The sequence below is a fragment of the Companilactobacillus allii genome, assembly GCF_001971585.1.
Lineage (GTDB): Bacteria > Bacillota > Bacilli > Lactobacillales > Lactobacillaceae > Companilactobacillus > Companilactobacillus allii.
Genome location: NZ_CP019323.1, coordinates 2120568 through 2136557, shown reverse-complemented (window position 1 = coordinate 2136557; position 15990 = coordinate 2120568). Strand labels below are relative to the sequence as shown.

16 protein-coding genes are annotated in these 15990 nt (G+C 34.0%); 14 read left to right on the top strand and 2 right to left on the bottom strand.

Features of this window, described 5'->3' with window-relative positions; all coding sequences use genetic code 11:
- Positions 1–13 precede the first annotated feature (13 nt).
- From lacG to BTM29_RS10520, 14 genes are all read left to right on the top strand, one after another.
- Positions 14–1438 (top strand): 6-phospho-beta-galactosidase, encoded by a 1425-nt coding sequence (gene lacG / locus BTM29_RS10585; protein ID WP_076617349.1) that lies wholly within the window; start codon positions 14–16, stop codon positions 1436–1438.
- Between the two features lie 297 nt (positions 1439–1735).
- Positions 1736–2590 carry a PRD domain-containing protein gene (locus BTM29_RS10580; RefSeq protein ID WP_076617345.1) on the top strand — a complete coding sequence of 285 codons (855 nt, stop codon included), beginning with the start codon at positions 1736–1738 and terminating at the stop codon, positions 2588–2590.
- Positions 2591–2604: 14 nt separating this feature from the next.
- On the top strand, positions 2605–2952 hold the full coding sequence (locus BTM29_RS10575; RefSeq protein ID WP_076617342.1) for a PTS lactose/cellobiose transporter subunit IIA: 348 nt from the start codon (positions 2605–2607) through the stop codon (positions 2950–2952).
- Between the two features lie 37 nt (positions 2953–2989).
- The gene (locus BTM29_RS10570) at positions 2990–4729 is read left to right on the top strand and encodes a lactose/cellobiose PTS transporter subunit IIB (protein WP_076617339.1); all 1740 of its coding nucleotides are present in this window, start codon (positions 2990–2992) and stop codon (positions 4727–4729) included.
- A 242-nt stretch (positions 4730–4971) separates the two neighbouring features.
- Positions 4972–5964 carry a dihydroxyacetone kinase subunit DhaK gene (gene dhaK, locus BTM29_RS10565; RefSeq protein WP_076617336.1) on the top strand — a complete coding sequence of 331 codons (993 nt, stop codon included), beginning with the start codon at positions 4972–4974 and terminating at the stop codon, positions 5962–5964.
- 25 nt (positions 5965–5989) lie between these two features.
- Positions 5990–6580 (top strand): dihydroxyacetone kinase subunit DhaL, encoded by a 591-nt coding sequence (gene dhaL / locus BTM29_RS10560; RefSeq protein ID WP_076618905.1) that lies wholly within the window; start codon positions 5990–5992, stop codon positions 6578–6580.
- 3 nt (positions 6581–6583) lie between these two features.
- Positions 6584–6952, top strand: coding sequence for a dihydroxyacetone kinase phosphoryl donor subunit DhaM (gene dhaM, locus BTM29_RS10555; RefSeq protein WP_076617332.1), 369 nt, complete (start codon positions 6584–6586; stop codon positions 6950–6952).
- 151 nt (positions 6953–7103) lie between these two features.
- Complete coding sequence (locus BTM29_RS10550) at positions 7104–7817, top strand: gamma-glutamyl-gamma-aminobutyrate hydrolase family protein (RefSeq protein WP_076617328.1); 714 nt, start codon at positions 7104–7106, stop codon at positions 7815–7817.
- A 23-nt stretch (positions 7818–7840) separates the two neighbouring features.
- On the top strand, positions 7841–9130 hold the full coding sequence (locus tag BTM29_RS10545) for an APC family permease (protein ID WP_076617324.1): 1290 nt from the start codon (positions 7841–7843) through the stop codon (positions 9128–9130).
- A 246-nt stretch (positions 9131–9376) separates the two neighbouring features.
- Positions 9377–9889, top strand: a complete 513-nt coding sequence (locus BTM29_RS10540; protein WP_076617320.1) for a citrate lyase holo-[acyl-carrier protein] synthase — start codon at positions 9377–9379, stop codon at positions 9887–9889.
- Positions 9890–10082: 193 nt separating this feature from the next.
- Positions 10083–11093, top strand: coding sequence for a Gfo/Idh/MocA family oxidoreductase (locus tag BTM29_RS10535; protein WP_076617317.1), 1011 nt, complete (start codon positions 10083–10085; stop codon positions 11091–11093).
- A 22-nt stretch (positions 11094–11115) separates the two neighbouring features.
- The gene (locus BTM29_RS10530; protein ID WP_076617313.1) at positions 11116–12462 is read left to right on the top strand and encodes a PTS sugar transporter subunit IIC; all 1347 of its coding nucleotides are present in this window, start codon (positions 11116–11118) and stop codon (positions 12460–12462) included.
- Between the two features lie 19 nt (positions 12463–12481).
- Positions 12482–13459, top strand: a complete 978-nt coding sequence (locus BTM29_RS10525) for a Gfo/Idh/MocA family protein (RefSeq protein ID WP_076617309.1) — start codon at positions 12482–12484, stop codon at positions 13457–13459.
- Positions 13460–13515: 56 nt separating this feature from the next.
- Positions 13516–14373, top strand: coding sequence for a MurR/RpiR family transcriptional regulator (locus tag BTM29_RS10520; protein WP_076617306.1), 858 nt, complete (start codon positions 13516–13518; stop codon positions 14371–14373).
- 53 nt (positions 14374–14426) lie between these two features.
- Here BTM29_RS10520 and BTM29_RS10515 read toward each other — a convergent pair whose 3' ends face one another.
- Both BTM29_RS10515 and BTM29_RS10510 read right to left on the bottom strand, forming a co-directional pair.
- Entirely contained in the window at positions 14427–15152 is a 726-nt protein-coding gene (locus BTM29_RS10515; RefSeq protein WP_076617302.1) for an alpha/beta hydrolase, read from the bottom strand.
- Between the two features lie 93 nt (positions 15153–15245).
- Positions 15246–15977 carry an alpha/beta hydrolase gene (locus tag BTM29_RS10510; RefSeq protein ID WP_076617299.1) on the bottom strand — a complete coding sequence of 244 codons (732 nt, stop codon included), beginning with the start codon at positions 15975–15977 and terminating at the stop codon, positions 15246–15248.
- Positions 15978–15990 lie beyond the last annotated feature (13 nt).

Sequence of the window (15990 nt, the reverse complement as noted above, 5' to 3'; positions counted from 1 at the left end):
GAGGAGGATATAAATGAGTAAAACATTACCAAAAGATTTTCTAATGGGCGGCGCAAGTGCCGCATATCAAGTCGAGGGTGCTACTAAAGAAGATGGCAAGGGGCGTGTTCTTTGGGATGATTTCTTAGAGAAACAAGGTAGATTCAGTCCAGATCCTGCAGCTGACTTTTATCATCGCTATGATGAAGACTTAACACTAGCACAGGAATATGGAGTTCAAGTTATTAGAGTTTCTATTGCTTGGTCACGTATATTCCCAGATGGTGCTGGAAAAATAGAACCACGTGGAGTTGCTTATTATCATAAGTTATTTGCCTCATGTGAAAAACATAATATTGTTCCCTATGTAACCTTGCATCATTTTGATACACCAGAAAGATTACATGAAGCTGGAGACTGGTTGAGTCAAGAAATGCTTGATGACTTCCTAGCTTATGCCAAATACTGTTTCAAAGAATTCCCTGAGGTTACTCATTGGATCACTATTAATGAACCAACATCAATGGCTATTCAACAATATACTTCTGGAACATTCCCACCTGCTGAAAAAGGCCGTTTCGATAAGACTTTCCAAGCAGAACACAATCAGATTCTTGTCCATGCTAGAATTGTTAATGCATATAAAGACATGAATTTAGGCGGTGAAATTGGAATCGTTCACGCACTTCAGACAGTTTATCCATATAGTGATAGTAAAGAAGACAAGCATGCTGCCGCATTACAAGATGCGTTTGAAAATAGACTATATTTGGATGGAACACTAGCCGGAAAATATCATCAAGAAACACTTGATTTAGTTAAAGAAATTCTTGATGCTAATGATCAACCTATGTTTAAATATTCTGATTCAGAGATGAAAGAAATCAGTGCGGCTGCCCATAAGCTTGATTTTGTTGGTGTAAATAATTACTTTAGTAAATGGTTGCGCGCTTACGATGGTGCATCAGAGACTGTTCATAATGGAACAGGTGCTAAAGGAACTTCAGTTTCTCGAATCCATGGAATTGGTGAAGAGAAAAAACCAGATGATGTTGAAACAACTGATTGGGATTGGCCAATCTATCCCAAAGGGATGCATGATATCCTTATGAGGATTCATGATGAATATCCTTTGGTACCAGCCACTTATGTAACAGAGAACGGGATTGGTCTTAAAGAAGAACTACCAGAGAATGCCACAGATGAAACAATCATTGATGATCCTAAACGAATTGACTACTTGAAGAAGTACTTTGGTGCTATTGCTGATGCGATTTCAGACGGTGCCAATGTTAAAGGATATTTCATTTGGTCACTACAAGATCAATTCTCATGGACCAATGGTTATAGTAAGCGTTATGGATTATTCTTTGTCGATTTTCCAACACAAAAGCGTTACGTTAAAAAGAGTGCCTTTTGGTTTAAGAAACTTAGTGAAACACATGAAATAGAAGATTAATTATATTTTGACTTCCCCCTAGAAGTGAAATATAAAATGAAAAATCCCCAAAAGCTGTTAACTTTTGGGGACTTTTTGTTTACTTTTGTAAATTAGATGTTTGTAAACGTTTACAAATGGTGTATTGTGTTATACAATGAACTTGTTGAAAAAATAAAGCAAAGTAAATCGTTACTATTAAATTAGGCGAGATTACTAAGTATTGTAATTAAAGTTACGGGCATATAACATAGTTAATGCCAGACTTTTTTACAATACTGGTAGTCTCGCTTTTTTGTGCAGAAAGGGGGGAAAGCGATGGTAAAGATAGCCCAAGTCTTTAACAATAACAGTGCGTTAGTCAACCTAGGAGACAAGCGTCAGGCTATTGTGAAGGGCAAAGGGATTGCCTTTGGGAAATCAAAGGGTGCGGATATTGATACTGATAGAATTGAAAAGATTTTTTATTTGAACACTAAGGAATCTCAACAAAATTTGTACTTTTTAATGAAAGACATTCCAATAGATGTGGTTACGACTACTTATGAAATTATTGATTATGCTAAAAGAAAATTCAATTACAACGTACTAGATTACGTTTATATTACTTTAAGTGATCACATTTATGGGGCTTACCAGAGATTTCTAGCAGATACATATACTGAAAGTGTTGTTCCTGATATGAGTAATCAATATCCAAGAGAATATTTAATTGCTAGTTACGGATTAGATGTAATTAATAAAAATTTGAATGTTGATTTTCCAGAATCAGAAATGAAAAGTATTGCACTGCATTTTATTAACGCAAAAGGTGAAGAGTCAAAAGAAGGAAAGTTGAATAAGAAACAAACAATCGATATTAATAAAGTTGTTAAAGATGTTTTGGGTCAAAATAATATTATCAGATTTGATGATAATGCAAATTATTATGACAGATTCATGATTCATCTCCAATATTTGGCAGGTAGATTGGATACACCGAGTAAGGATAACGATAAATTAAATGAGAAACTTGAGTCAGAAATGATGAAAGCGTATCCAAAATCGTTTGATATTGCTAAGAATATCTATGAACAACTTCAACTTAAACTAGATAAGAAATTGAGTGGTAACGAACTTCTATACTTTATAATTCATATTCAACGATTAACACAAGAGAAAGCAAATAATTAAGTGAGGTAATTATTATGGCAGTTACAAAAGAAGAAATATCAATGACAGGATTCGCAATCGTTGCTTATGCAGGGGATGCAAAAACAGCTTTGATCAAGGCTTTAAATAAAGCTCGTGATGGTGAAATTGACGAAGCTCGTAAGTTTTTGGAGGAGTCCAATCAATCAATCGTCGATGCTCATAATGAACAAACAAAGCTTCTAGCTAATGAAGCTGGTGGTATGGATATGGATGTCACATTCATTATGGTTCATGGTCAAGATACACTGATGACAACGATGATGTTAAAAGATCAAGTTGAGTTCTTTATTGATGAATATGATCGTATCAATAAAATTGAGCAAAAGCTTGGTATGAAATAGATAAAAAAGATATTAAATTTTGAGGGGAGTAAGAATTATGAACGGAATTGTTAAGCAAATTGAAAAAGCTCAACCATTTTTCAAGAAATTATCTGCTAACATATACCTACAAGCTGTTCGTGATGGTTTTATTTCGTTAATGCCGATCATCATCTTTTCCAGTTTGTTCTTACTTGTAGCAAACGTTCCTAATATTTGGGGTTTTTACTGGCCAACAAATGTTAGTGATGGATTATTAAAGGTTTATAACTACTCAATGGGTGTCTTATCATTAATGGCAGCTGCTAACGTTGCTAGAGCACTTACAAAGAGTAAAAATTTGAAGTTAGCTAAGATTAACCAAATTCCCACAGCTTCAGTTATGTTTGCAGCACAAATTGCATTCTTACTAGTTGCCGTTGACCCATTTAATAATAAACTTGGTTTGTTCTTTACAACAGGTTACATGGGTACTAAAGGTCTATTGGCCGCATTCTTAGTTGGTTTTATTGTTCCAAATCTTTATTATGTATGTTTTAAGAATCATATTACAATCAAGATGCCTGATGCAGTTCCACAGAATATTTCATCAGCATTCGCAAATATTATTCCATTTGCATTATCAACATCTGTTTTTGCAATATTTGATATTGCGTTCCGTGCAGCAACAGGTACTAACTTAGCTGCTTGGATCATTCAAGTATTGGCTCCATTGTTTACTGCCGCTGATGGTTATGTCGGTTTGGCAATTATCTATGGTGCTATGGCATTCTTCTGGTTCATTGGTATTCAAGGTCCATCAATTGTTGAACCAGCTGTTACAGCTATTTATTTATCAAACGTTGAAGCCAACTTAAAGATGTTTCAAACTGGCGGACACGCTACAGATGTATTAGCACAAGGTACACAATACTTTGTTGCCACACTTGGTGGTACTGGTGCAACATTAGTAATTACTTATATGTTTGCATTGATGGCTAAATCAAGTGAGTTAAAGGCTGTTGGTCGTGCGGCAGCAATTCCTGTTTCATTCGGTGTTAATGAGCCCATTTTGTTTGGTGCCCCATTAATTTTGAACCCCGTATTCTTTATTCCATTTCTATTAACACCAATCTTGAACGTATGGTTATTCAAATTCTTCATTGATCATTTGGGGATGAACGGATTTATCTATAACTTACCATGGACAACACCGGGTCCTATTGGATTGTACATGGGTACTGGATTCTCAATTCAAGCTTTAATTTTGGTATTCTTACTGTTGGTCGTTGATTTTATCTTCTACTATCCATTCTTCAAAGCCTATGATGCTCAAAAGGTTGCCGAAGAGGCAGATAAAGCAGCAGAAGCAAAGAAAAATGGAGTTGATCCAAATGCCGATACATCAGCTGTTGTCGCTACAGCAGCAGGTGATATTCCTTTAGGTCTAACAAAAGATAAAAAAGAACTAAATATTTTAGTTATCTGTGCTGGTGGTGGTACTTCAGGTATTCTTGCCAACGCATTGAACAAGATGTCTAAAGAAAAAGATTTGCCTGTTGAAGCTGCAGCCGCAGCTTATGGTGCACATAGTGATTTACTACCTGATATGGATGTTGTTGTTTTGGCTCCACAAATGGATGCTATGCGTGATTCATTGAAAGAAGAAGCTGATCATTCTGATGTTTCAATGATTACAACTACTGGTAAACAGTATATTGATTTAACAAGACATGCTGATAAGGCTTTACACTTTATCGTCGGTAAGTTAAATGATAAACAGTCAGGTGATACTGATGCAGATCCAGTAACAGACTAGTTGATTTTTTTAAGTAATTGCTAATTAATTATTTGTAATTGAATATAAAGTCACTTGATGTTGAACTATCCTAGGAGTGATTTTGTATTGTGAATCGTTATTAAAGGCATGATGAATTTAATTCATTGTGCTTTTTTGTTTCTAAATGTGTGCATTTGGCCCTAATAGATGTCATCATTTTCGTAATGAAGTATAATTGAAATTGTAATCGTATTCAGTCGTTTGAAATGGAGGATTCATTAATGAAAAAGATCATCAATAATGTTGAGGACATTGTCCCTGAAATGATTTCTGGGTTGGTTAGAACTAATTCTGATCTATTGAAAGAAATTGAGGGAACTACTGCTGTGGTGAGAAACGATAAGTTGTTTTCTGAACACAAGCAAGTTGGTATAGTATCTGGTGGTGGAAGTGGACATGAGCCATTACATGCAGGATTTGTCGGTGATGGAATGCTTTCAGCTGCCGTTGCAGGGGAGGTATTTACATCACCAACACCGGATCAAATTTATGAAGCTATTTGTGCTGTTGACCAAGGACTTGGTGTGTTGCTGATAGTTAAGAATTATTCTGGCGATATTATGAACTTTGATATGGCAAAGGAAATGGCTGAGGCAGATGATATAAAAATTGCTACCGTTGTTGTAGATGATGATATATCTGTTAAAAATAGTGAATTTACTCAAGGTAAACGTGGTGTAGCAGGTACTGCATTGGTTGAGAAGATTATCGGTGCGGCAGCACGTTTGGGTGAAAGCCTAGATGAATTAGTAAAACTAGGAAAAAGTGTAGTTGATAATACTAAGACTATTGGTATTGCATTGCATGCGGCAACTGTGCCAGCTGTTGGCCATCCAGGGTTTGAATTGAAAGATGACGAAATAGAATATGGTATAGGTATTCATAATGAACGTGGATATTCAGTTGAAAAAATCCAACCGGCTAAAGAATTAGCACATGAATTGATTGAAAAAATCATTAAAGAATTTGATGATAAATCTGGTAAGTTTGCTGTTTTGATAAATGGTATGGGTGGTACTCCATTGATGGAACAATATATATTTGCCAATAATGTTTTGGATGAGTTGGAATCAAAAAATATTGATGTTGAATTCAGTAAAGTTGGTAATCTTGTAACTTCCCTTGATATGCAAGGAATCTCACTAACAATCATGAAAGCAAATGATGATTGGATCGATAAATTAAAGGAGCCGGTCGTTACGATTGGTTGGTAAATTAGGTTTAGAAGGGATGTTTTTTATGAAACTTGAATTAGAACAGTCACAAAAGTGGGTTGAATTATTTGTTCAAAAACTCGAAACAAATAAGGCGTATTTAAATGAATTGGATACAGCGATAGGTGACGGTGATCATGGTACAAACATGGACCGTGGTGCGAAAGCAATCACTGAATCATTATCTAAAAAAACTCCAAATACTGTATCTGATCTGTATAAGGCAGTAGCCTTTGCCATGATTCAAAAAGTCGGTGGAGCTTCTGGACCATTGTATGGAACAGCATTTCTTGATATGTCTAAGGCCGTAAAAACTGAAAATATTGAATTATCTGATTTGATTCAAGTTGGTTCAGATGGCATAAAACGTCGCGGTGAATCTGATGTTAAAATGAAAACTATGATAGATGTCTGGCAACCAATCGCTGATGATTTGAAATCAAATAAATTAGATAAAGCAAATGTGGATACAGCTTTGAATTCAACCAAAGATATGGTGGCAACAAAGGGACGTGCTAGTTATTTAGAGGAAAAATCAAAAGGTCATTTGGATCCGGGATCACAATCTAGCGCCTACTTATTTGAATCATTAGTAGACGTATTAGGAGATAATTGATTAATGAAATTTGGAATAGTAATTGTATCTCATTCGAACAAAATTGCTGAAGGTGTTAAAGAACTAATTGCTGAGGCAGCACCAAATGTATCTATAACAACTGCTGGTGGAACAGATGATAATGAAATCGGAAGTTCTATACAAAAAGTACAAGAGGCAGTAGATAGTAATACTGGTGATGAAATATTAGCCTTTTACGACTTGGGTAGTTCCAAAATGAATCTTGATATGGTTTCAGAGATGAGTGATAAAGTTATACATCGTTTTGATGTTGCTTTAGTTGAAGGTGCCTACGCAGCAGCAACCATGGCACAAGTTGATTCACCATTAGAAATCATAGAAAACAGTGTTAAAGATTTAAAAATAAAATAATTTAAAAAAATTACCGAACTCACAGCTTATGAGTTCGGTTTTTTTTGACTGTTTAACATTAAAAAATATCTAATTAAATTATTTAATTATTTGACTTAGATTAAAAAGGTGCTAATCTTATCAACATACAATAACTAAAAGAGGTAGTAAAATGAGCAAAATAATTGGTATTACAGCTGACGTATTCTTAGAGGCAACAGCAGTCATTAATCAAAAGTCGGCTGACTTTGTCCCGCGTCCTATAGTAGATGCCGTGTTAACAGCTGGTGGAATCCCGATTAGCTTGCCATATATTCCAGTAGACAAAGTTGATTCATTGCTTGAAAAGCTTGATGGCATCATATTCACTGGTGGTCCTGATGTGGATCCGACATTTATGGGTGAAGAACCCATTCCAAAATTGGGAACAACAAATCGTAATCGAGATATTTTTGAAATAGCATTAATAAAAAAAGCCGTTGAAAAACATATCCCTATCTTAGGAATCTGTCGTGGTGCTCAAATTATTAACATTGCACTAGGTGGTAGCGTTTATCAGGATTTAACAACTCAATATGGTGAACCCACATTGCTGAAGCATCATCAAAATGCACCAGGTAATCAACCGACACATCATGTTGATATAAAGAAATCTATATTACAAAATTCTGTTGGGTTAACATCATTTGTAAATTCTAGACACCATCAGGCAATTAAAGAACCAGCCCCAAGTGTAAAGGTCGTTGCTACAGCATCAGATGGTGTTATAGAGGCCATTGAAAATGACGATGCAAGTGTACAGGCAGTCCAATGGCATCCTGAAAATATGTGGCAGGAATATCCTAAACAGCTAGCAATATTCAAGGACTTTATCGCTAGAACCTAATTTATGAATAGGGGAAAATTAATATGGAAAAAACTAGTACAAATCACAAAATGGGTTTTTGGACGATTTTATTATTTGGTATTAACGGAATTATTGGCTCAGGTATTTTTTTATTACCCAATCAAGGTATGAAGCTTTTTGGACCAGCAAGTTTGATAGTTTTGGTGTTTGATGCATTTTTAATACTTACGATTGGACTTTGTTTGGCTGAAGACGCTAGTTTATTTGACGAAACTGGTGGTCCATATGTTTATGCAAAAGCGGCATTTGGGAACTTTGTAGGTTATGAAGTTGGCTTTGTTACTTGGGCTATTAGGATTATTGCGGAAGGTACAATGTATGTTGGTTTTGCCACAGCACTAGGTGGTATTTTTACTTCGTTGAATAATACCGTATCAAAAGACATTGTAGTTACTGTAATTGCCATAGTTTTGATGGCAATGAATATTTCTGGATTGAAGGTTACATCAATTATTAACAATACAATTACCATCTCTAAGCTATTACCATTAGTAATATTTATTGCTATAGGTATCTGGTTTATTAAAGGGAGTAATTTCACACCATTTTTGCCAAGTAAAGTTGCCAATTCAAGTTCGTTTGCGGTTGCTTCAATGACGATGTTTTATGCATTTACAGGTGTTGAAGGTGCAGTCGTTGCCGCAGGTGAAATGAAGAACCCTGAAAAGAATTTACCACGTGCATTAATTGTTATCTTGTTAGTAGTAGCGTCGTTTTATTTATTGATTCAAGCAGTATGTATCGGGGTATTAGGAAGTAGTTTGGCCAATAGTGTTGCCCCTGTTCAAGATGCTTTTGCCAAAATTTTGGGTAATTTTGGTAAATATCTAATTGCTGCTGGTACATTATTATCGATCGGTGGTATCTGTGTTTCTTCATCGTTCATCACACCTAGATCAGGTGTTGCCATGGCCAATCATGGTATGATGCCTGCAATTCTAAAAAGGAAGAACAGTAAAGGATCACCCTATATTGCCATCATTGTTTCAACAATATTAGGTTGGACCATTGCCATGTCAGGAACATTTGCCACTCTAGCGCAAATTAGTGCAGTTTCCAGATTTGCACAATATATACCTGCATGTATTGCTGTTTTAGTATTTAGAAAGACTATGAAGAATAGACCAACTGGATTCAAGATTCCATTTGGTTGGACAATTCCGATTATTGCGGTAGTAGTATCGATCTGGCTATTGATCAATACAGAAGCAATCAATTTAATTTGGGGACTTGGTGCCTTGGTAGTAGCAATTCCATTTTATTTCATTACCAAAAAGAATTTTATTGATTAGAGCTTTATTAGATAATAATTAGAACCATTTATATTTTCAAATAAAGAAACTCGCATTCTTAAAAAATGTGAGTTTCTTTGTGCAAAAATTCATGTTAATTAAAATTATTAAAAATGATAGTTATTAAGAATCAGATTCCTAAACTATCATTATGATATATTGATTCAAATTATTTTGTGAATTCATGGTAAAATGAATCTAGAATTGACATAGTGTCAAAATTACATGAATTAGGAGCGTTTAGGAATGATTGATATTTTTTCAGAAGGCTTTGAGCAAAGTGATGCCCAAATAAATTTTAGTCATGTAGCAAATGTTGGTGAGAGAAAGTATCTTTCCGATGAAGTGCCTGATTATGGATCACTAGTAAGTGCAAAGTTGAATATTCCTGGACCAATCAAAAACAATCAATATTTGAGTAATATTTTTGAAAAAGGTTTCACTGAATTTATCAAAGATTTTAAGATTGAAAAGAAAATTGTCTGGGATATCGCAACTGGTCCTCAAGCTTTTGCAATTGTTGGTGCAGATGCTCAGATCGTTAAAAATTCAGCTGTTATTTTTGAAAATATCAATCCATTAGGTGTTTTATTTGATATTGACGTATATATTGTTCATGGAGATACGTTAGGTGCTTTAAGGCGTGATGATATTAGGATACCACCACGTGAGAATATTTATAAAGAGGCCACGACCCTGAAAGAAAAACGTGATATTGTATGTAAGCTGATTAATAAAAATATCGATGTGATTGAATAGGTTTTAAAAATAATAAATAGACATGTGTGCTGTAAAAACAGTGTACATGTCTATTTTTTTGAACATTTTGTTCAACGATTGGATTGTTATAGTCGATTATCTTTGAACATTTGTACCAAGATCAAGAGAAATTACTGATTTGTGAATGTTAGAACATATAATAAATTTATTAAGTAATCAGGAGGAACTAATTATGTTAACAATGGGATTTATCGGAAATGGCAAGAGTGTTAATCGTTATCATTTACCGTTTGTATTAAACAAAGACAATATTAAAGTCAAAACCATTTATGCGCCATCAAAAGGGGTTTGGAAAAAAATTGAAGGTGTTAAATATACCCAAAATATTGATGATGTATTAAATGATCCAGAAATTCAATTAGTTACAGTCAGTGTACCGGCAAATTTACATTATTCGCTAGCCAAAGAGGCACTTGAAGCAGGTAAGAATGTCTTACTTGAAAAGCCATTTGTATCTACATCTAAAGAGGCAAAAGAATTATTTGCATTGGCTAAAAGTAAGCATTTGTTTTTACAATGCTATCAAAATAGACGCTTTGATTCTGATTTTCTAACTCTCCAAAAAGTTATTAAGAGTGGTGTCTTAGGAGATATTTTAGAGGTTGAGTCAACATATGACTATTATCGTCCATATGTGCCCGAGAATGTAAAAGAGTTTTCGATTGGGACGAGTTATTTATACGGACATGGATGCCATACAATAGATCAAATTTTGTCGTTCTTCGGTAATCCTGATTCAATCCATTATGATGTTCGTCAGTTACTGGGGAAGAATAGAATGAATGATTACTTTGATTTGGACATGTACTATGGCGTGATGAAAGTGTCAGTTAAATCAAGTTACTTTAGAATCAAACCTCGTCCTAGCTTTGTTGTTTATGGTAAAAAAGGAATGTTTATAAAGCAAGATATGGATCATCAAGAAATTGACCTCAAACACTTTTATATGCCAGACAATGATGATTTTGGAATAGACGATCCCAAGGATTATGGAACTCTTACGTATTACGATGATGACAATAATTATCATGAAGAAAAAGTCGTCTCAGAAATTGGCGATTACAGTCGAGTATATCAAGGTGTTTATGATTCTATTATTAATGGTGCAGACAAAATAGTTAAGGATGAAGAAACAATTAAGCAAATTGAAATACTTGAAGAAGGAATTAGACAGATGAAGTGATTTTGAGAATAGGAGAGGCAAAATGCAAAAATTAATGAGTATTTTTGAGAGCAAGATGACGCCGATTGCCGTCAAGTTGGATCAGAATCGTTATTTATCTGCAATTAAAAACGCCTTTATGGCGGCAATGCCGTTACTTATTGTTGGTTCTTTTTTCCTGTTATTTGCCTATATGCCAATTGATGCATATAGCAATTTTATGACACATACATTTGGTAAAACTTGGCAGAATTTATTTCTGGCACCTAATGATGTAACAATGAATATGATGAGTATTTATGTAATTATTGGTATTGCCAATGAGCTTGCTAAATCATACAAAATAGATAGGATAAGTAGTATTTTTTCAGCACTTGCAGCTTTTTTCGTTGTTACACCGTTATCAAAATTTGTTGATACTGATTTAGGAACTGGTATTCCACTTACTAATGTTGGAGCTTCAGGCTTATTTGTAGGAATGATTTCTTCAATTTTAGCAGTTGAAATTTTAAGATACACAGTTAAAAAAGGCTGGAAAATCACAATGCCTGATTCGGTTCCTTTAAATGTATCTAAATCCTTTTCTTCGCTTATCCCAATAGCCATAATAATTATTGTTTTTAACTTCGTTAGGATTGTTTTTGCTTCAACTAGTTTTGGCAGTGTTCAGACATTTATATTCAATAACTTACAAACACCTCTAACTTCATTAGGTAGTACATTACCAGCAACAATTTTAGTGATTTTGGTAGAAGGGTTACTTTGGAGTTTTGGTATTCATGGAGCCAACATTGTTGGAAGTATTATGCAGCCAATATGGTTATCGCTAACTGCACAAAATGCATCAGCTGTATCGGCCGGACATCGTATTCCCAACATTGTTGACTATCAATTTTATTCAAATTTCGTTAAAGTTGGTGGATCTGGTGCAACTTTTGGACTAGTATTACTGCTATTTTTCTTCGCAAAATCTAAACAATTTAAGGCAATTGGAAAATTGGCGATTATTCCTGAGATATTTACTATCAATGAACCAATAATATTTGGATTACCAATTGTTTTGAATCCTATGTTAGTTTTACCGTTCATTTTGACTCCTATTATTATGGCAATTATTACTTACTATTCAATGAAACTAGGAATTGTTCCTTATACAAATGGGATTAATATTCCGTGGACCACACCACCGATTATTGCTGGATTTTTAGTTAGTGGTTGGCGTGGTGCACTATTAAATGTTTTTCAAATCTTTTTAAGTGGAATTATATATTTTCCGTTTTTTAAGATGGCTGATAATTTGGCACTAAAAAGTGAAATAGAGAAAGAAGAAAAATTGACTGCTAAAAAATCAGAGATTGATTCAGTTGATTTAAGTACCACAGATATATGATCTAGAAAGGATAAATAAAATGAAATTAGCCATTATAGGAGCTGGAATGATTGTTAAAGATTATTTAACAATGGTTTCAGATATTCCAGAAATTAAATTGAATGCCATTGTTGGAGTTGAACAAGATGTTCCCACGATGCAAGAACTAAGTGAAAAATATGGAATCAAAAAAGTGTTTACAAATTATGAGGAATGTTTGAAACAAGCCGATATTGATACAGTTTATGTTGCTTTACCAAACTTTTTACATTACGCATATGCCAAGAAGGCTTTGGAGTCTGGTAAGAATGTTATTTGTGAAAAGCCGTTCACGCTCAAGTTGTCAGAGATGCGTGAACTTAAAAAATTAGCTTTAGATAAGAATCTAATATTGGTAGAAGCTATAACTAATCAATATTTGACCAATTACAAAGAATTAAAAGAATCACTTAAAAAAATTGGTGATATAAAGTTAATTGAATGTAATTACTCTCAATATTCACACAGATACGATGCTTTCAAGGAAGGTAAAATATTACCAGTCTTTGATCCTAAAAAGGGTGGCGGAGCTTTGATGGATATTAATATCTATAATATTCACTTTATTGTTGGTATCTTAGGAAAACCTAAATCAGTTAAGTATATGGCAAACATTGAAAGAGGTATAGATACTTCAGGTATGCTGATATTGGATTACGGAAATACTAAAGTAGTATGTATAGGGTCTAAGGACACTTCAGCCAAGATTCAAACAACTATTCAAGGTAATGCCGGTTCAGTCATTGTTAATGGACCAACCAATGTTCTATCAGACTTTGATATTAATTTGAATAATGGATTTTCTAAACATGTTGATGATAAGATAAATGATCATCGTATGTATGAGGAATTTAAGAAGTTTAATGAATTGGTAGCAGATCATGATATGGATTTTGTTAAAAAAGAGTTGGATCATAGTGAGTCTGTTATGGAAATTGTAGATATGGCCTTAAGGGATGCAGATATTCAGTTGGGTTAAAAACAAAATGCCTTCTTAGTTCCAATATGATATATTGAAACTAAGAAGGTGATTTTGTGTCTGTGATTGATAAATTGAAACAAGAGTCCAATTTTACTGAAACGGAACAAAGAATTGCTGAATATATTTTAGATAATCAACTTGATATGGCAAAAATCACTGTTCAAGATTTGGCCAAAAGAGCTTATTCGTCTCATTCAGCCGTAATAAGATTGACTAAAAAACTTGGATTCTCAGGTTTTAAGGATTTTCGTGTTGTCCTGGTTAAGGAAGTTCAGGACAATCAACATGTAATATCCAATGTTAATGCTAATTTTCCCTTTACGGCGACTGATTCTGCCTTTGAAATTGCTAAAAATATGGCTGATTTATCGATCGAGTCAATTCAAAAAACTGCTGATAAGCTTGATAAACATAATTTGGAAAAAGTAGCCAAGATATTAATCAAGTCTAAGCGAATATTCTTGTTTGGTACAGGAGATTCACAGATCAGAGCACGCAGCTTTCAAAATAAATTCAATAAGATAGACCGTTATCCGATAGTTGCTGGAGAATACGGTGAAGGTAGTTGGCATTCCTTAAATTTGGATAAGAATGATAGTGGCGTATTTATTAGTTATAGTGGTAGGTCACATGAGTTTGTACAATATCTGAATTATTTAAAACATGAGAATAGAGACACTATTTTAATAACTGGTGATACTGATTCTGAGATGGCTAAACTGTCCAAGTATGTAATTGAAGTTCCCCAAACGGAATACAATTTTGTAAAGGTAGGAACATTTGCTTCACAATTGTCATTTGAATATGTGTTGGATACGTTATTTGCAATTATCTATGAAAGTGAATATACAAAGAATCTAGTGGATATAATGAAAAAAGAGAAGATCACCAATAAAAACTTTGACAATTGAATCAAAATAAAAAGCACAATAAATTGATTTTTGGTCAATTTATTGTGCTTTTGTTATTCTAGCCATTTAAATACTTTATCGATATTTTTAACCCATGTAACCCACGAATGATCGCCATTTACTGGCATCCAAGTATAATTATTAGTTAAATGAATAGTTAAGAAGTTTTTGAACATGACATTATCTTCATGCATGTAATCTTCATCGCCACAAAGTGTTAGGACTTTTTGATTTGGTTTGAGTCGATTGAAAATAGTAGTCAGTTGATTAGCTTGAATTTTTTCTTCTGAGTCAAATATGGAGTCAAAAGTATGTTCGTCCATAGGACATTGAGGATTCTTTTTGAAATTTTCAATATCTGTTATAGGTGACAATGCCGCAATTTTACTGAATTTATCAGGGTTAGTAAAACCAATCTTTAATGCACCATATCCGCCCATACTTGATCCCACAATGTAGTTATCTTCAGGTTTGTTAGAAATTGGAAACATTCCTTGAATTTTCGGGATCAATTCATCTACAAAATATGAATAATAAGGTATAAAGGAAGAATCTGTATAAAAAGCATTGCGTCCTTCAGGCATGATGATTGCCCAATCATGTTCACGTGCTAATTTTTCAATATTTGCATGTCTAATCCAAGCCGTGTCATCCCCAGTGTATCCGTGGAGCAACCAGACAGCTTTGTATTCTTTTTTATTTGAATCCGGGATTACAATGGTAGTTTTAAAGTATGTATGTAAGTAATTTGTTCGATAACTCATATTTATTAATGTCATTTTAAGACCTCGGTAAATTGATTATGTTAATGATTGTAAATCATTTTGTGTATTTTACAAGAATTATGAAATTGGTCCTTGATAAAAGTAATGCTATCTATTTAGCCAATTAAATACGCCATCAACATTTTCAACCCAAGTAGTCCAAGAATGATCACCATTTACTGGCATCCATTTGTAATTATCTTTGAATTTCTTTGTAAGTTGATTCTTTAATTCGATATTATCATCATGCATAAAGTCATCATCACCACATAATTGGAGAATTTTTTGATCAGTTGAATTCGTGTTATCCAAAATATTGGCCAGTTGATTATCGTGAATTTTTTCTGTTGAATCAAAAATTGTGTCAAATGCATTCAGTGGCATTGGGCTACCTGGATTGTTTCTAAAATGTTCAATATCTGCTACAGGTGACATTGCAGCGATACGACTGAATTTATCAGGATTTTCCAATCCAATCTTCAATGCTCCATAACCACCCATACTTACACCGGCAATATAGTTGTCTTCTGGCTTAGAGGAAATGGGCAATAGCTTTTGCATTTTTGGTACTAATTCTTTGGTGAAGAAACTGTAATAGGGAATGAAGTCTGAATCAGTATAAAATGAGTTTCTTCCTTCAGGCATAATGATTGCCCAATTGTATTTATTTGCCAGACTCTCAACGTTATAATTTCTAATCCAAGTTGTATCGTCAGCGGTGTAACCGTGCAGTAACCAAACGACCTTATAATCTGACTCATCAGTATCTGGAATTACCACGGTTGCTTTAAAATATGTGTGTAAATAATTAGTACGAAAACTAGTGTTCAATAAAGTCATTGAAATGCCTCCG